General features: G+C 48.3%; 16 protein-coding genes and 1 pseudogene. 8 read left to right on the top strand and 9 right to left on the bottom strand.

What is annotated here, in order from left to right:
* Nucleotides 1-211: 211 nt before the first annotated feature.
* The 6 genes from NX722_RS03395 (at nt 212) to NX722_RS03370 (ending at nt 5,593) form a co-directional block, all read left to right on the top strand.
* Nucleotides 212-874 carry a YopT-type cysteine protease domain-containing protein gene (locus NX722_RS03395; protein ID WP_262566714.1) on the top strand — a complete coding sequence of 221 codons (663 nt, stop codon included), beginning with the start codon at nt 212-214 and terminating at the stop codon, nt 872-874.
* Nucleotides 875-905: 31 nt separating this feature from the next.
* Nucleotides 906-1,130, top strand: coding sequence for a hypothetical protein (locus NX722_RS03390; protein ID WP_262566713.1), 225 nt, complete (start codon nt 906-908; stop codon nt 1,128-1,130).
* 196 nt (nt 1,131-1,326) lie between these two features.
* Entirely contained in the window at nt 1,327-2,361 is a 1,035-nt protein-coding gene (locus NX722_RS03385) for an aldo/keto reductase (protein ID WP_262566712.1), read from the top strand.
* A 57-nt stretch (nt 2,362-2,418) separates the two neighbouring features.
* Nucleotides 2,419-3,420, top strand: a complete 1,002-nt coding sequence (locus tag NX722_RS03380; RefSeq protein ID WP_262566711.1) for an ArsJ-associated glyceraldehyde-3-phosphate dehydrogenase — start codon at nt 2,419-2,421, stop codon at nt 3,418-3,420.
* A gap of 1 nt (nt 3,421) precedes the next feature.
* Complete coding sequence (gene arsJ, locus NX722_RS03375) at nt 3,422-4,648, top strand: organoarsenical effux MFS transporter ArsJ (RefSeq protein WP_262566710.1); 1,227 nt, start codon at nt 3,422-3,424, stop codon at nt 4,646-4,648.
* Between the two features lie 216 nt (nt 4,649-4,864).
* Nucleotides 4,865-5,593: an FKBP-type peptidyl-prolyl cis-trans isomerase gene (locus tag NX722_RS03370; RefSeq protein WP_262566709.1), complete on the top strand. Its 729-nt coding sequence runs from the start codon at nt 4,865-4,867 to the stop codon at nt 5,591-5,593.
* 141 nt (nt 5,594-5,734) lie between these two features.
* On the opposite strand, the gene NX722_RS03365 is transcribed toward NX722_RS03370, so the two are convergent.
* Entirely contained in the window at nt 5,735-6,265 is a 531-nt protein-coding gene (locus NX722_RS03365; protein ID WP_262566708.1) for a bZIP transcription factor, read from the bottom strand.
* A gap of 260 nt (nt 6,266-6,525) precedes the next feature.
* On the opposite strand from NX722_RS03365, the gene NX722_RS03360 reads away from it, so the two are divergent.
* A complete protein-coding gene (locus NX722_RS03360; protein WP_262566707.1) occupies nt 6,526-7,611 on the top strand; it encodes a hypothetical protein in 1,086 nt (361 codons plus the stop codon).
* Here NX722_RS03360 and NX722_RS03355 read toward each other — a convergent pair.
* From NX722_RS03355 to NX722_RS03340, 4 genes are read right to left on the bottom strand one after another with little or no spacing between them, the layout of a single operon-like run.
* On the bottom strand, nt 7,608-8,168 hold the full coding sequence (locus NX722_RS03355) for a PqiC family protein (RefSeq protein ID WP_262566706.1): 561 nt from the start codon (nt 8,166-8,168) through the stop codon (nt 7,608-7,610). The two genes, NX722_RS03360 and NX722_RS03355, sit on opposite strands and share 4 nt — an antisense overlap.
* The gene (locus NX722_RS03350) at nt 8,168-9,163 is read right to left on the bottom strand and encodes an MlaD family protein (RefSeq protein ID WP_262566705.1); all 996 of its coding nucleotides are present in this window, start codon (nt 9,161-9,163) and stop codon (nt 8,168-8,170) included. The genes NX722_RS03355 and NX722_RS03350 overlap by 1 nt, the downstream gene beginning before the upstream one ends.
* Before the next feature lie 39 nt (nt 9,164-9,202).
* Nucleotides 9,203-9,988, bottom strand: a complete 786-nt coding sequence (locus NX722_RS03345) for an ABC transporter ATP-binding protein (RefSeq protein WP_262566704.1) — start codon at nt 9,986-9,988, stop codon at nt 9,203-9,205.
* Nucleotides 9,989-9,993: 5 nt separating this feature from the next.
* Nucleotides 9,994-11,127 (bottom strand): ABC transporter permease, encoded by a 1,134-nt coding sequence (locus NX722_RS03340; protein ID WP_262566703.1) that lies wholly within the window; start codon nt 11,125-11,127, stop codon nt 9,994-9,996.
* Nucleotides 11,128-11,331: 204 nt separating this feature from the next.
* Between NX722_RS03340 and NX722_RS03335 the strand changes: the two genes are divergently transcribed.
* Entirely contained in the window at nt 11,332-12,444 is a 1,113-nt protein-coding gene (locus NX722_RS03335) for a hypothetical protein (RefSeq protein WP_262566702.1), read from the top strand.
* On the opposite strand, the gene NX722_RS03330 is transcribed toward NX722_RS03335, so the two are convergent.
* From NX722_RS03330 to NX722_RS03320, 4 genes and pseudogenes are all read right to left on the bottom strand, one after another.
* The gene (locus tag NX722_RS03330) at nt 12,374-13,438 is read right to left on the bottom strand and encodes an IS4 family transposase (protein WP_262566701.1); all 1,065 of its coding nucleotides are present in this window, start codon (nt 13,436-13,438) and stop codon (nt 12,374-12,376) included. The genes NX722_RS03335 and NX722_RS03330 overlap by 71 nt on opposite strands.
* Before the next feature lie 175 nt (nt 13,439-13,613).
* Entirely contained in the window at nt 13,614-13,895 is a 282-nt protein-coding gene (locus NX722_RS28670; RefSeq protein ID WP_322740963.1) for an oligopeptide/dipeptide ABC transporter ATP-binding protein, read from the bottom strand.
* A 162-nt stretch (nt 13,896-14,057) separates the two neighbouring features.
* Nucleotides 14,058-14,297: pseudogene (locus NX722_RS28665) on the bottom strand (ATP-binding cassette domain-containing protein); the annotation flags it as partial.
* 15 nt (nt 14,298-14,312) lie between these two features.
* The gene (locus NX722_RS03320) at nt 14,313-16,016 is read right to left on the bottom strand and encodes an IS66 family transposase (RefSeq protein ID WP_262563696.1); all 1,704 of its coding nucleotides are present in this window, start codon (nt 16,014-16,016) and stop codon (nt 14,313-14,315) included.
* Nucleotides 16,017-16,125 lie beyond the last annotated feature (109 nt).

The following is a 16,125-nucleotide window of genomic DNA, read 5'->3' as shown; positions in this document are numbered from 1 at the left end:
GGAAACAGGGATATTCTTGCCTTCTGCTTCCCTGACTTGCTCTTACTGATAAGTACCAAACCGCTTTATGATTCGAATTGCCAGGTACATAGCAGACTCTAACCGGTGTTCCAGACGTGCCGTCTGTGCGGGAAATGACTGCAGTATGGATATTAACGCTTGCCAGTACTAGTCTGGAATAGGCTAAACCGATTTCCGCAGGTAGTTTCAAATGAACATTCAGGACCTGGTCAGAGAGTTTAAGGGCATTCCTGTTTGGGAATTCAGTCAAAGTAGTTTACGAGAACACTACCGCAGACAAGGGGTTGGCGGTCTATGCAATAGCCTGAGTCTCAGCTGGATAAACTATCATGCCCATAACGACAGTCTGGCCAATCATCTGGATATTAATAATCAGGATTATCTTGTAATACAGCATGCAATTTTTTTGCAGGACACTTTACAAAAAAAGGGACCCATTAATAGCTCAATGATATGGTTACAAATGCATGGCATGGTACTTCTGAACATGGGTTACGGTGCTACTGACAGGCCGGATAGTGAATACCGTATTATCACCACTCTTACAAATGAATATAACTGCTACGCCCTGATTTCTTTTGGTCTGAGAGATTACGTCAAGAAGACGTGTAAACAACATGCTGTCGCCGCCTGGCTTGGAGGCTCCGATCCTATCAGGGGAGATGCCTGTTTTTTTGAACCAAATTACGGAGAGTTCTGGTTCGAAAGTAAACAGGACTTTTTCTCTTTTTTTCCTGAGTATTACAGGCGGCATCGCGTAACGGAGGGTCAGATCGGAGTCGTGCTCAAAGATCGGGTAATGATGGAATACTCCGACGTTGTGACTTGTGCGCTATCAAGCAAGGCATTGTAGGGCAACATCTCTCGACGGTGTCATGCTGCCGATGAAAGACGGCAAGCGTAAGGGAAAACGCGAACAAAATAAAAGCGGCGGTAAGCGAACCCGTGGTCCAGCCAGTTGTCAGGAGGTCAGTTGTGGAACATTGTCGTTTTACGATGCCTGGGGTGAACGCCTGTCAACTGTCAGAATCGGGCGGATGCCCGAAAGTAAAAAAGTGACGTTGAAGAACTCACTCTCTGAACTGCTGGATGAAGCCCGTCGGCAGTAGATAATGTCATTCCGTTCCCTTCGCAGAAGACAGAATGATAGTACCAGTCAATATGAGACTTTCAACCATACATTCTTCATAGACATCTCTTTTTAGATAGTTATTTGAAATGCATTTGACTAATCATCATAGGACAAAGTTCAATATTGCTGCGACCTGAGCGTAGAATGTCTAACAAATTTAACGGAGTTGCATCATGGAGTTTCGTCAACTGGGACAGACCGATATAAAGGTCAGTACATTGTGCCTCGGAACCATGACCTGGGGTGAACAGAACACTGAACAGGAAGCCTTTCAACAGCTGGACTGCGCGGTTGATTACGGCATCAACTTTATTGACACGGCGGAAATGTATCCCGTTCCCCCCGGGGAGGCGACCTATACCGCTACAGAAACCATCATTGGCAACTGGCTAAAGCACAGAGGACACCATCGGGATCTTGTCATCGCCTCCAAAATCTGCGGCCCTGGCTATGACTATATGAACGGCGGCCGCCTGATGACACCGCAGCATATTCATGATGCTGTTGAAGGCAGCCTTAAACGCCTGGGCGTTGACTGTATCGACCTGTTCCAACTGCACTGGCCTGACCGCAACACCAATTTCTTTGGGCAACTGGGCTATAGCACGCCCCCCGAAACAGACGGCACCCCCATAGAAATCACCCTTGAAGCAATGAACGATCTGGTACAGGCAGGAAAAATCCGCCACTACGGCCTGTCCAATGAAACCCCCTGGGGGGCAATGAAACACCTCAGCACCAGCCGGGAAAAGCAGCAAACCCGCCCGGTCTCTATCCAGAATCCCTACAACCTCCTGAATCGCAGCTTTGAGGTCGGTCTTGCAGAAATCAGCCACCGGGAACAGCTTGGGCTACTGGCCTATTCACCCCTGGCCTTTGGCACATTAACGGGCAAGTACCTGCATGGCCGAAACCCGGCTAACGCCCGGCTGACAATGTTCAAAAGGTTTTCACGTTACACCTCATCACCACAGTCACTAAAGGCTACCGAAGCTTATGTAAACCTGGCCGGGGATGCAGGCCTCAACCCCGCCCAGATGGCGATTGCCTATGTGACTTCTCGCTTTTTTGTCACCAGTGCCATCATAGGTGCCACTAACCTTGGGCAGCTGAACGACAATCTCCGTTCCAGTGAGCTGAGCTTGTCAGCTGATGTGCTGGAAGCGATAGAGCGTATCCACCAGCAATACCCTAACCCGGCTCCGTAGTTCACTGCTGCTGACCAGCACTTGAATCCTTATAAAAAAACTCACTGGAGTATAGACATGACTATCAAAGTAGGTATAAACGGCTTTGGTCGTATTGGACGCCTGGCACTGCGCGCTGCATTCGACTGGCCGGAACTGGAATTTGTGCAGATCAACGATGTCGCTGGCGATGCCACCACCCTGGCGCACCTGCTGGAGTTTGATTCTGTACAGGGTCGCTGGCACCACCAGACCCGTGCCGATGGCAACAACATCATTATCAACGACAAAACGATCCGTTGCACACAGGAACGTGAGATCAGTGCGGTTGACTGGTCCGGCTGTGACGTTGTCATCGAAGGTACCGGCGTTCATCGTAAAAAAAACCTGTTGCAACAGTACCTCGATCAGGGTGTAAAACGTGTTGTTGTAACAGCGCCTGTGAAAGAAGAGGGTGTTCTGAATGTTGTGATGGGTGTTAATGATCACCTGTATGATGCTGAACAGCACCGTATTGTCACAGCTGCATCCTGCACCACCAACTGTCTGGCACCGATTGTTAAGGTGATTCAGGAAAAGCTGGGCATTGAACGCGGCTCCATGACCACCATCCACGACCTGACCAATACTCAGACCATTCTGGATGCACCGCACAAGGACCTGCGTCGCGCCCGTGCCTGCGGTATGTCCCTGATTCCAACCACCACCGGTTCTGCTACCGCCATCACGGAAATTTTCCCGGAGCTGAAAGGCCGCCTGAATGGCCATGCTGTACGAGTGCCTCTGGCCAATGCGTCCATCACCGATATGGTGTTCGATGTCACCCGCGATACAACCGCTGAAGAAGTCAATCAGTTGCTCAGGGAAGCCTCCGAAAACGAGCTGAAAGGCATTCTCGGTTATGAAGAGAAGCCACTGGTATCCATCGACTATAAAGGCGACCAGCGTTCTACGATTGTCGATGCTCTCAGCACTATGGTGGTTGATGGTCGTATGGTGAAAATCTACGCATGGTATGACAACGAAATGGGTTATTCCGTCCGTACTGCTGAGCTGGTGAAAAAAGTAGGATCTGCCTGAGATGAATCGCCTGCTGTCGTCGCTCAGTCGTGATGTGCGCCAATACCTGTTGGTGACGTTTAATTACTGGAACTTCACCATCACCGATGGCGCCCTGCGAATGCTGGTTGTGTTACATTTCCATGCCCTGGGTTACCAGTCGCTGGAAATTGCCATGCTGTTTCTGTTCTACGAATTCTTTGGTGTGGTCACCAACCTGGTCGGTGGCTGGATTGGTGCCCGGATCGGTTTGAGCCGAACCATGAATGTCGGTCTTGCCATGCAGATTTTGTCACTGTGCCTGCTGGCAGTACCATCGCAATGGCTATCGGTGCCACTGGTAATGTTTGCCCAGGCGTTGTCAGGCATCGCCAAAGACCTGAACAAGATGAGCGCAAAAACGTCTATCAAAAAGCTGGTCAGTGGCGAACAGCGGGGCAGGCTCTATAAATGGGTGGCCATTCTGACAGGCTCTAAAAATGCCCTGAAAGGTGCCGGTTTCTTTATTGGTGGTGCGTTACTGAGTCTGGCAGGTTTTCGCTTTGCGGTTCTGGCAATGGCTTCGGTACTCGCTGCCGTCTTCTGCCTTAGCCTCCTATGGCTGGATAAGGACATGGGCAAAGCAAAAAGCAAGGCGAAGTTCAGCCATATTTTCTCAGGTCAGCGCAGCATTAACATTCTCTCTGCAGCCAGAATGTTTCTGTTTGGCTCAAGAGACGTCTGGTTTGTCGTGGCGCTGCCCGTATACCTGTCCAGTGTCTTCGACTGGAGCCATTCGGAGACCGGGGGCTTTATGGCGACCTGGGTCATAGGCTATGGTCTGGTACAGGGTATTGCCCCTAAAATCACGGGGAATCAGGCTGGCCGGCTGTCTGCCATTGCCTGGGCGGCTGTGTTGCTGGCAGTATCCGTTCTGGTCGCGATGGGCATTCAGTGGCAGTGGCACCCCCAGTTTACGATCGTCGCAGGTCTGCTGGTGTTTGGCGCGGTGTTTGCCATTAATTCATCGCTGCATTCTTACCTGATTGTCAGCTATGCCCGGGAAGATGGTGCCTCTATGGACGTCGGCTTTTACTATATGGCTAATGCCATGGGGCGACTGATCGGAACCGTGTTATCCGGCCTGATGTTTGGCATCGGTGGTTTAACCATCTGTCTGTGGATTTCCAGTCTGTTTATAGCCCTTACCGTTATTATTTCCCTGGCCCTGCCAGGCCATCATCCTCAACCACATTCCTCTGCGACATAGCCGTCGGTGAGGAGAGGTTTTCCTCTCCTCACACTCTGTCTGCTCCATGTCAAAAACGTGTCAACATCAATAAAACTGCAGATAAGCGGTTCAACAACAGACACCTATGTGCGATTATTCGCATCTTATTGATTTTGGTAACCGGTGTTTTTCCTCGCTTGTTTAACATCGGGCTCGTGATTCCTGCCCCGCAGCAGGACACTTTGGAGATAAAGAGTGAAACAGATTCTCAAGATTTCAGCACTGGCGGCTGCCGTTGTTCTGGCAGGTTGTAACCAGCAAAGCGCGACTGACGCTGAAGCTAAACTGGATACACCTGAGCAGACTTCTGCTTACGCTATGGGAGCCTCCATGGGCAGCTATGCCCAGAAGACTCTGGACAGCCAGGATGAACTGGGTCTGAAAATGGACCGCGAGCTGGTCATCAAAGGCTTTGCCGACGCCGTTAACGGCAAGAGCCAGCTGGATGAAAAAGCCATTATCTCCGCCCTGCAGGAACACGACAAGGCTCTGCGCCCTCTGATCGAAAAGCGTCAGCAGGAAATGATGGAAGAAAGCCGTCAAAAAGCGGAAGACTACCTGAAAGAAAACGCTGAAAAAGAAGGCGTGAAGTCCACCGAGTCCGGCCTGCAGTATGAAATCATTGAAGCGGGCAAAGAAGATGGCAAGAAGCCAACGTTGGAAGACACCGTAACGGTTCACTACACCGGCAAGCTGATCGACGGCACCACCTTCGACAGCAGCGTTGAACGTGGACAGCCGGCTACCTTCCCTCTGAGTGGTGTGATCGAAGGCTGGCAGGAAGGTCTTCAGCTGATGCCTGAAGGTTCTAAATACAAGCTGACGATTCCGGCTGAACTGGCTTATGGTGATCGTCCGGCAGGCTCCATTCCTCCTGGCTCTGTTCTGGTCTTTGATGTTGAGCTGATCAAGATTGGCGAATAACCGCCTTCCATAGTGCAAGAGGATTTTCAACTGAGTTTGGAAATCCTCTTGGTACGGAAAACGACTTTAAGGTCAGCAAATTAAGTCCCGGAGTTACCCCTGCTAAGGGAAGTGGCACTCAAAAACATACCAGCTCCTCCGTCATTCCCGCGAAGGCGGGAATGACGGTGGGATATTTTTATTTGCTACTTCCCTAAGGCTGGCAATCGTTTTATCACGCTGCAGGATTTCTGCCTTAAGTCGATTAATCTCGATTTCATTACTCGTCAGCTCCACCCTCAGAATTTCTTTATCGATATCAGCTTTTACAAGCTCTGCCCTGGCACACTCAAGTTCTTTCTTCAGGCTATCGAGCTCATTTCTTTTTTTATCTCTGAATTTTTGCGAACTGACTCTGTTTCTAGCCTTGCGCTCCTGCTGCTTTTTCTGAGCATCTGTTAGTTCTTCCTCCACTGATGAGCATGAACCGGCGTTCGCCGTAGGAACAGACTGACCTGCGGGTAATATCTGTCGAAAGCGTTTGCCGATTAAGAGTTCTACCTCTGAAGCAGGTCGCTTTCTGACAGGAAGTCCCATAAAGTTATTATCTGCTTCAGGAATTTCAGAGTCTTTTGCTTGATCCTGAAATGATTTAACGGGCACCTCTGGGGAGCTGGGCTTTTTAATATCCATAATATTTTTCTTTCAGGGTTCCATGATTTAAACACCACCAGCATATAGTCAGCAGCAGGTTATACGGTATGACTGCCAAAAAGAATATTGGTTCACTTTTTACCCCTCAACTTACCCCTCAACTTACCCCTCAACAACCGTTAAAGCACTTTTTTTATAAAAGTAATGAACAAATATCCATTATTGCAGTCTGATGAGCAGCACGCTTTTAAAAGTTGGATTATATCGTATTACCAGGAACCACTGAGAGGAAAGTTATTATGAATATTGAGGGAAACAGTTCTTTTGGGCTGCCAGAAAATATTTTTGGCACGGGCGAAAAAGCCCATGATTCGCGCTACCATGACATTAAAGACAGTGAGGCAGGCGGTGTTTTTTGGGGGCATCAAGTCAGTGAAAAAACTGTACCTGAAGATGGCCTCCACATACCAAAAAAGTCACCTGAATCTGCTGATAATTTAGACAGTGTATGTAACCTCTCTCCCTTAAACTATTTTACAAATCCTGACCTGCCTATTATCAACGTTTTTTGCGATCCAAAAATCAGCAGCAGGCCTGATCAAGTAACAGAAACGACAACAAGCCCCAGTACAACAACAGTTCTTCCTGACTGGCAGCTAAGGGACGCGGCAGAACAAAATATACCGTCATTCCCGCGAAGGCGGGAATCTACCACGACAGTGGATCCCCGCCTTCGCGGGGATGACGATGGGATAAATTTGTCTGCTTCTTCCCTAAGCTTCAACCAACCAACTGTCGCTGCCCCCACTCCTCAAGTGAAACGAGAAGTCACTTATAGTCAGGACGATCCAGAAAAAATCTCTAAAGCAAATGAGAGAAAGCGAAAAAACAGGGAGTCTGCACGAAAGTCCAGGCAAAATAAGGAAAAAAATTACTGCGAGATGAGTCAGCGAGTTAAAAATCTCGAAGCCGAGAATAAATCCTTAATAAAAGTTAATACAGCCTTAACAGAAAAAATGAACAACTACGACAAGACATTACAGCACTATAGTGAAGAGATAAAAATAGTTGAAAATGCTTTTGAGGCTTATTATGAAGAAAAATATGGCTCTGGACATTCTACTTCTGAACAGGGAGAAGCAACGAAGCCTAATGAGAGTTCTGTGAAGGCCAATGACACAGTTATCAATAATTACCTCAAGGCTACTCTTAAAAATCGCGATGCCGAAATAGCCAACCTTAAGTTAAAGATCCAGCAGCGCGATGCCAGAATAGCCAGTCTTGAGGCAAAAAGTGTCACTACTGCATCACAGCCAACAGGGGGCACAGGCATAGTTGTGTTTGTTCAAACTGACCAAACTCAAAACACTAATACTCCCTTCTAACTCCCGGCCATCAGGCTCTGCTGCAGATCATCTGAAAACTGCTGCAACTGTCCACTGATGGCTCTTGCCAGTTCAACGGCAGAAGGCTGTTCATCGATGGTCGCCTTATAGCGATTCACGTGACGCTCGCCATTTATACGCCAGCTGACTTCCAGTTCCAGCTGCCGGCCTTTCAGCATCAGGTTCTGAACCTCTGCCTGAATGTCGATATCCGGCCTCTGACTGCGTAACCAGGGACCATGAAACACATCGGCCCGGGGGTTTTTACGTTGCAGATTCTGGGTCAACACCCGGGTAATGGACTCTTCCAGAGGTTCACCCCAGCGATCCAGACAAAGCTTATGCAACTGAAACCCATCATCAATGTAAGCCATATTACTGCGATCCAGCCAGGATGGTATGACAACCGGCATAATCCCGACAGACCCTGTCAGCCCGGCTTCCTGTTGTTCAGCCATTGGCTGAAGAGTGTAGTAACGATAGGGTACTGAGCTGGCACAACCAGCCAGCAGCAGAACCATGAATACAGCGAGTGAGCGATACAACACAATCTTCATTATCTTTCCTGGCTTTTTCCTGATACCAACGCATTTGGCTGCTCTTCCAGCAGTTCCGCCAAACCCTGCATAGCCCTTGCCGAGCTCCTCAGGTCAGTTGCACTGCGTTCCAGTTGATAAATCAGCGGTGAATCCGGTGCCACAGTATCGGACAGCAGTTCGATGGTTTCATTCATAGAGTCCAGAGTCTGCGTCAGAGTCTCCAGCATCCTGTTAATGTTGGCGTTTGTTTGTGGAAAGCCATCGGCAATGGTTCTGGACATTTTTTCCATACCCTGCGCCATACCAACAAACTCATTGCGCATATCCGACATGCTGGTTCCCATCTTTGTCGACATAATCCGGAATGAGTACATAGCGTCGTTCACTGTTCCGGGCAGTTGCCGGAATGCTTCGGTATCTGTGACCTCTTTAAGATTCTTTGCCAGCTGACCCAGGTCGTTCATCAGTTCCGGCAGATTCATATCGTGAAGTTGCTCGGTAAGACTTTCCAGATCACTGGGGACGGTAGGAATCTGGGGATATCGGGTTTTGACATCCGTAAACCGGGGCTGAGTCTTCTGGTAGAAATCAACTTCCATATACAAAAGCCCGGTCAACAGGCTTTGAGTCTTAAGCTTAACGCCCAACCCTCGATGGTACAGTTCATCCAGATTCAGTTCGGTGGTCTCGTCTGACGAAACAATCGTATCAGGATAGATGTCAACATAGACCGTATTCAACACCAGATGAGAGTCGTCATAGAGCTTGGCTTTGATATCGGCTACCTCACCAATCTTGACGCCCCGCAATGTCACTGCCGCCCCGATATTCAGACCCATAATGCTAGTGTCGTATATGACGACCATGCGTTCTTTGTTTCTGCCGGAAAAATTGCCCTGATTCACAAAGACAATCAGTGCAGTGACCAGTGCAGCCATAGCCAGCATAAAAATGCCCACCATGATCGGGCGGGATGCTGTGCCTAAAGATCGTTTATTCGCTGTGCGACTCATTACAGCCTGTCCTTACTCCTTGGGTCATTTCGGTGAAAGTCATACAGGATTCGAAGCTATTTCACCACGGGATAGAAATTCACGCACCAACGGTGCTTTACTGTGCCTGAGCATATAAGACGGTGCCCCGGTATCAAGTTGAGTTCTGGACTGAGCATCCAGAAAAACACCGTTATTGCCAATGGCAAATATACTCGCCAGCTCGTGGGTAACAATAACCACCGTCGCCCCGGACGACTGACTCAGCTCCAGAATCAGGTCATCAAGACGTCCGGCACTGAGAGGGTCCAGCCCGGCGGATGGCTCATCGAAAAACAGAACCTCAGGGTCCAGTGCCAACGCCCGCGCCAACCCGGCACGTTTGTTCATGCCACCACTGATTTCTGAAGGATAGTAATCTTCATAACCGGACAGGCCGACCAGAGCCAGCTTATAGGCCACCCGGTCCCTGATTTCATCCTTGTCCCAGTCTTTGTACTGCTGCATTGGCAAGGCGATATTTTCAGCCAGGGTCATTGCGCTGAATAAAGCTCCACCCTGATAAGTGACACCCCAGCGCATGCGCATTGACAGCTGATTTTCTTCACAGGCAGAAAAATAGTCCTGACCATGATAAAGAATCTGCCCCTGAGCAGGAGAATAAAGGCCAATCATATGCTTCAGCAGTGTACTTTTACCACAGCCACTGCCGCCCATTATGACAAATACGTCGCCTTTTTGAACATTAAAATTAAGGTCTTTCTGAATCAGTTTGTGACCATATTGTAACCTGAGATTACGCACTTCGATGGCATTGTCGCGATCTGGATTTACTGTAGAGTTCATGTCGTTTAAATACCCAGATGAAAGTACAGAATGTTCAGTACGGCATCCGCTACCACCAGATAAACAACAGCCGTCACAACCGCAGACATTGTCGCCTGCCCCACCGCAGCCGAAGATCGCCCACATCTCAGGCCGGCATGACAGCCAGCAAAACCGATCAGACCACCAAAGATAATGCTTTTGAAGACACCTGTCGTCAAATCCGCCATCGAAAACGCCTGGGATAACTGGAAATAATACATTCGTGGCGTAATATCCATACTGATAGCCACCATAGCGCCCCCGAGCATCCCCAGAATATTGCTGTAAATCGTCAGTAAAGGCATGGCAACTATCAGGGCGAGCATTCTGGGCAAAACCAGATAATCGACAGGCTTGATACCCAGCGTCGTCAGTGCATCAATTTCTTCATTAACCTGCATGGTACCCAACTGTGCAGCATAAGACGCGCCAGTGCGCCCGGCCATAATAATACCGGTCATCAATGCGCCCATTTCCCGCACCATGCCCAGCCCCACCAGGTTAGCCACATACACCTCTACACCAAACTGCCGCAATTGTACCGTTCCCAGATAAGCAAGGATCATTCCTACCAGAAAACTGAGCAGAGTAACGATGGGAACGGCAGACGGCCCCGCCTGATGTAGAAAGTTTATACCATCAGACCAGCGCGCATCGCTGCGTCCCCGAATCATTTTCTGAACACTGAGGCTTACTTCCCCGGAAAAACGCAACCAGTCCTTAATCCAGTCCAGACCCTGACGAAAAAGCTGAAAATAATCAATGTGCTTTTTATTGCTCTCCTGATTAGGAGGAACGCTGGTAGCCAACTTTAACAGGGACTGAATATCGTCAGGCAACTGCTGAACGTCCAGTGTGCAGTTATATCTCTGGCACAGTCGCTGGCAGGACAGGATAAATGCCATGGTGCCAGAGTCCCAGCGAAAGCCTTTGCCCTCAGAAAAGTAGATAACCTCGATTTTTTCCTGCTTCAGAACATCTGACAATTGTTGTTTATATGGCTGGACAGATGCATGGACCCAGTCGCCACTCAGCTCGAAACAGGAAGACGAATAATGATTACCAGTCAACCGCTGTGTCTTTTTACTGTCGTGTATTAAGAAAGCTGGAGCGTTCATTAAGCCAAATCATAGAGCTGAGAAAATCATCGAAGAATATAGCTTATCGATAGCATCGTAAACCGCACTGACCTATGTTTACATTGGGGAACGGGTAGGGCTATCCGAATAATGACTGATTAATCTGACCATTACTGATTCAGTATCTAAACTACTTCTCTGCAAGTTTACTCTAAAAAAATTTATCCTTGTCAGGTTTTCATCATGAGAACATTCTGCCAGCGCTTTTTACTCATTAGCTTTTTGTTGCAGTCAGTATCAGCTAATGCTGTTCTTGCCCCCATTGCCCATGATTTAACAAGGATTGCAGGTATGCCTTTCGATAAAACAATCCAAGAGTTAAGCAAATTCGATAACTGGGCTTCTGAGCTGGGACATAGTGGCGTATATCAATGGCTTCACTCAAATCTAACTCTGGATGGTTCTACCTATACCCCCTTACAGTTGCTTAATACAAATGCTCACGCTATCTGGTGGTTTATCCAACATTCAATTGATGAAGAAAACCTTACAATAAACAACAGTCAACTCACAGCTCTGGCGAATATAGCAATAGATGCCCGTACAGATGAAACCTTTATTCCCAACTTCAGAATTAACCGCTTATTGGAATCAGCCTTTAGTATCAGTGAGAACCCTATTTTAGGTGAGGCACTGTTTAATATAATAACCTCTCATGGTTCTTTTCAGAATTTTCCATTCAATTACGATAGTCTGATCCAAGCTGCATTACCCAACAGAAACTACCGCCTTATTAACCTTATCCTTGGGCATAAAAAGTTCCCGTATAGTTCTCATTATGTACGCCTGATACTGAAAATTCTTGCAACACAGCCCCAAATCTGGGAAGAACGTTCTACTGATAGCCTTGAATTTGACGATGAAGGTTTCTCGTATGAGCCTTATCCAAACGATAACATGGGGGGAACTTTTTATGTAAATCCTTATTTCTCTCATAGCGAAGATAGAGAGCCCACCCCGTCCGAGTTCGATCAAATTTTAAACTGGCTGCGAGAAAATCAGCAACGGAATCCTCGCGCCTTTCAGGAAGCGTTGATTCAAGCCAGAAACAACCATCACTGTAATGCGATGAACTGGCTAACCTCTATTGGCATTACTGAAATGCTCACTCAGAATGAACCTGAGACTGATGAAAATGAAACTGCCGATGAAAGCATTCAGCCTCAAGTTGAAACAAGAAGCTTATTTACAATTATTACAAGCGCTATCTGCTTGAGGATATGGCCTATGTACGGGACAAAACATTTAACAGCTCCTGAAATGCAATCTGATCATTTTTTGCGCATTTGTTTTTAAGTACTCGTCTGAGCATGTCAAGCCCCAGTCTGAACAGACTTTTTGCTGGTCTGTTATGTTTATTCAGTGGGAGCTGATTAGCCTCACCGTAATGCCAGTGCCCCACAAGCAGACACCACGCGAACGCAATGGCGAGGAGTCCCATAAGTTTGTCCATGCGGTCGTGCTTCGTCATATGTGTAGACTCCATATCGAACCCACGACTTTTCAAACAACCAAACAGCGTTTCTATATCCCAGCGTTTGTAATAGTCCTCGATCATGCCGTCCGGCTTTTCAGTAGCCACAACTATGAGCAACCCTTTCAAGGTGCGGTGCGCAGCAATGTAAAGCGGTACTCCCGCCACTTTTTTTCTGGTATGCCAAGTGACGGTTTGATTAAACTTCACACTACGGCAAAGCTTCCCCGCTGTGGTTTTGCGATTGTCATGCTCTACTGCGACATCACCTTTTATACGGAGGCGACACAATATTTTCTTCTGTCGCAACCACTCAAACCAGTCATGACCTATGAACTCACGATCAGCCAGAAGGTTGTCAATTTTTTCCGCCGGAATAATCTTCAAAACCCGCTCTATCAAGGCAATGCGTTCATCTGTATTGGAGTTGCCACCACGTTTGTCCAGACACTCCCAGACAATGGGTATAGAGTTTCCTTGCCAGGAAATAGAGACCACCAGATAGTTCACATCCTTAGAGCCATGCTTCCAATTGGTTCTGTCCATGCATAGCGTATAGCGATCCATATCGAGGCAGCTCAGGATAAATTCCCCCAACTGCTCATAGCTGTATTCGTAACCAGCAAAGAACCGTTTGATGCGTCGATAACTGGATTCGGCATCGGCTTCAGACTGGAACTCTTCGGCTACTCGGTAGAGATTAGTAGAACGGGCGCGTATCAAAGATAGAACAAATTGTGAGATGAAGTTGATTCGGGCTTGATGCAGGGGTAAATGAGCCTTAAGCTTCTCGGCTAATGAGCTGACTTCTTCCATGTACGACAACGGTAAACTTTACGGAGTTGAGAGACCGGATAGGTTACCTGATGGAAAGGTCAGCTCATACCCTCCAGACCCGATAAATCAAGAGTTTATAATTTTTTGTCCCGTACATAGGGATATGGCATTCCAGACACTAAACTTTCCAACACACATCAACCCGGGCAGCAGACTAATGAGTCGCACACCCCACCTGGCTACAGGCCACAAAATGATTGTTACTGATATCACGCAGGGGAATTTCTCCTGCGGTGCAATCTGCCGTCGTATATTTACACCGCCCGGCAAAACGGCAACCCGGAGCAGGGTCGATGGGTGAAGTGATTTCCCCCTGCAACACTTCACGCTCCATCAGCTGATCCAGGTCTGTGGTTGGAATGGCTGATAACAGCGCTTTGGTATAAGGGTGGGATGGTCGCTCAAACAGCTCCTTTGCCGTTGCTTTTTCAACCATCTGCCCCAGATACATCACCGCAATCTCATCGGAAAAGTGTTTAACAACCGAGAGGTCATGGGTGATAAAGATATAAGTCAGTCCCAGCTTATCCTGAAGATCCTGCATCAGGTTCAGCACCTGAGCCTGAATAGAAACATCCAGCGCCGATACCGGCTCATCGCAAATAATAAACTTTGGATTCAGTGCCAGCGCCCGGGCTATACCAATACGCTGCCGTCTTCCTCCGTCCAGTTCGTGAGGGTAGGTGTTGACCAGACGTCTGCTTAGTCCCACCAGGTCCATCAACTCTTCAACCCGTTGTGCAAGCTCTGCTTTGTTCTTAACCAGTTTATGGATAATCAGTGGTTCACCAATAATCTCGCTGGCGGTCATACGGGGGTTCAGGGAAGCAAAGGGATCCTGAAAGGTAACTGCTCATATTCCATTGGCAAGAACCGTTTCCTGATAGCCTGATGCCTTCAGGATGAGATGCCCCAGCTGCGGAATCAGATTGGTTCCAGTCAGCCTGTCCCTGAGATAGTTGGCAAAGGACACCCCGTGTTGTTTACAGGTCTTTTTCAAACTGGCAAAGGTGTCGCGGCATTTCCTCCCAAGTTTACTCCGGGTACCACCGCTAACCTTTCGCCGTTTCACATACTCTCTGATCTGCCTCTCGCTCAGGTTGTTGTGCAGTGGCAGCCACGGATACTCAAGAACCAATAACAGCTCTTCCCTGACAACCATCAGTTTGCCCAACTCAGCCTGCAAGGCAGGGTAGTCAACCCGCTGTGTTACCCAACGATCAAACTCCTGGTAGAGCTTCTGTTTCTCCTTGTCCGTTGGTTTTTTCTGGTAGGCCTCAATGTCGTCGTAGAGGCACCAGTACTGATCCTGCACGGTGTCACGGGCGGCTCGTTCCAGGTCATTGGCCGGTATCAGCTTGTCCATGTTTCTTCCCGCATGGTACCAACACAGCGAATGCTGAAAGGCTGTATCAAACTGCCGGGCTCCATCGCTATGGATAATCAGGTTCTCAAGGCGATGATTGAGCATCAATGCGGCCTTTAAAACACCCTCTGTCGCCCAGCGCCTTTGTTGCGGGGCAGCACAACCAATGCTGTTAAGGAAGCTCTCCCACTCTTCTTCTGTTGAGAAACGCTTCTCGCCGCATTCGGATAGCGCAGTGATCCACTTCTTCGACACATCAACCTGATTCTCCATGTAGTCAATGGCAACGTCGTTGAGAAGATAAAGCCGCTGCTGCCCTTGCAGACAGCCCAGGAAATTAATCCTGCTCTTACTGTCGCTGCTATGGAAGTAGGAAAAATAAGGGTTGCCGATAAACAGGCAGTAGCCGTTTTTTCCTTGGTGGCGAGCACCTGTGTCGTCGGCCTGGAGATAATCAGAGCAAGTCAGCCCTGCTTCCAGCAATTCTTCTTTTTCCTGGTGGAAAATATCATGGCCTTTCGTCAGGATGTTGCTCAGGGAACCTTCTGATATTGAGCATCCATGGTCGTGCAGCCAAGATAGCAGTAGTGGCTGTGTCGTACTGCATGAATGATAAAAATCCAGCAGATGGGCTTTCAGGTTGTCGCCAAAACGGTCTTTCACATGATCAGGTAGCGGGGCTGACACCCCGCCTTCCGGAGTTGTGTAATACTCACGCCTGTAGCGAGTAGTGACAAAACGCAAGTCCAGCTCAGTATGGAAAAAGTCGATATAGCACTTGAAGCGCCAGTTCTCACCGGGAGCAGCGATTGAACAGATTTCCTCTCGGTCAACAGTCATTGGTGGTGCAGCGGTTTCACCGGCTTCTTGTGATCGTGGTCGTTTACTTTTCGGCGGACGATCAGTGTCACTTTTCCCGGCAGCCTGATCAGTGTCTTCCGCAGAAGAGCTGTCTTCCTGATCATCGCCCTTGTCCGAGACATTAGGCCTGATTTTAGGCTTGCCCTTGTGCTTCTTCAGGTGGCGAATTTCTGCTCGAAGCTGTTCGTTCTCTTCGACCAGCTGTTCGATCTGAACGCGCTGCCTTTCAATTTGCACAGATTGCTTCTCGACCGTGTCGAGAAGGTTTTTGACGAATGAACGCAACTGTTCATTGTCTGTACTGGAGAATAGTGAGTCAGGCAGGTGCATACGGTGAAATATACGAAAGATCAGGATAACTTTCTTTGACCTGTAGAGGTTGATTTGCCAGTCAATTTTGAGCAGTTACTAAATTTATGCGATCAAATAATTTCAAATT

The organism is Endozoicomonas gorgoniicola (assembly GCF_025562715.2).
Lineage (GTDB): Bacteria > Pseudomonadota > Gammaproteobacteria > Pseudomonadales > Endozoicomonadaceae > Endozoicomonas_A > Endozoicomonas_A gorgoniicola.
This window is presented reverse-complemented; position numbering and strand designations above follow the sequence as displayed.

What these genes read in the sequence shown, in the direction of transcription:
- NX722_RS03395 (WP_262566714.1), top strand. Translation starts at nt 212, where the DNA reads ATGAACATTCAGGACCTGGTCAGAGAGTTTAAGGGCATTCCTGTTTGG.
- NX722_RS03390 (WP_262566713.1), top strand. Translation starts at nt 906, where the DNA reads ATGAAAGACGGCAAGCGTAAGGGAAAACGCGAACAAAATAAAAGCGGC.
- NX722_RS03385 (WP_262566712.1), top strand. Translation starts at nt 1,327, where the DNA reads ATGGAGTTTCGTCAACTGGGACAGACCGATATAAAGGTCAGTACATTG.
- NX722_RS03380 (WP_262566711.1), top strand. Translation starts at nt 2,419, where the DNA reads ATGACTATCAAAGTAGGTATAAACGGCTTTGGTCGTATTGGACGCCTG.
- arsJ (WP_262566710.1), top strand. Translation starts at nt 3,422, where the DNA reads ATGAATCGCCTGCTGTCGTCGCTCAGTCGTGATGTGCGCCAATACCTG.
- NX722_RS03365 (WP_262566708.1), bottom strand. Translation starts at nt 6,265, where the DNA reads ATGGATATTAAAAAGCCCAGCTCCCCAGAGGTGCCCGTTAAATCATTT.
- NX722_RS03360 (WP_262566707.1), top strand. Translation starts at nt 6,526, where the DNA reads ATGAATATTGAGGGAAACAGTTCTTTTGGGCTGCCAGAAAATATTTTT.
- NX722_RS03355 (WP_262566706.1), bottom strand. Translation starts at nt 8,168, where the DNA reads ATGAAGATTGTGTTGTATCGCTCACTCGCTGTATTCATGGTTCTGCTG.
- NX722_RS03350 (WP_262566705.1), bottom strand. Translation starts at nt 9,163, where the DNA reads ATGAGTCGCACAGCGAATAAACGATCTTTAGGCACAGCATCCCGCCCG.
- NX722_RS03345 (WP_262566704.1), bottom strand. Translation starts at nt 9,988, where the DNA reads ATGAACTCTACAGTAAATCCAGATCGCGACAATGCCATCGAAGTGCGT.
- NX722_RS03340 (WP_262566703.1), bottom strand. Translation starts at nt 11,127, where the DNA reads ATGAACGCTCCAGCTTTCTTAATACACGACAGTAAAAAGACACAGCGG.
- NX722_RS03335 (WP_262566702.1), top strand. Translation starts at nt 11,332, where the DNA reads ATGAGAACATTCTGCCAGCGCTTTTTACTCATTAGCTTTTTGTTGCAG.
- NX722_RS03330 (WP_262566701.1), bottom strand. Translation starts at nt 13,438, where the DNA reads ATGGAAGAAGTCAGCTCATTAGCCGAGAAGCTTAAGGCTCATTTACCC.
- NX722_RS28670 (WP_322740963.1), bottom strand. Translation starts at nt 13,895, where the DNA reads ATGGTTGAAAAAGCAACGGCAAAGGAGCTGTTTGAGCGACCATCCCAC.
- NX722_RS03320 (WP_262563696.1), bottom strand. Translation starts at nt 16,016, where the DNA reads ATGCACCTGCCTGACTCACTATTCTCCAGTACAGACAATGAACAGTTG.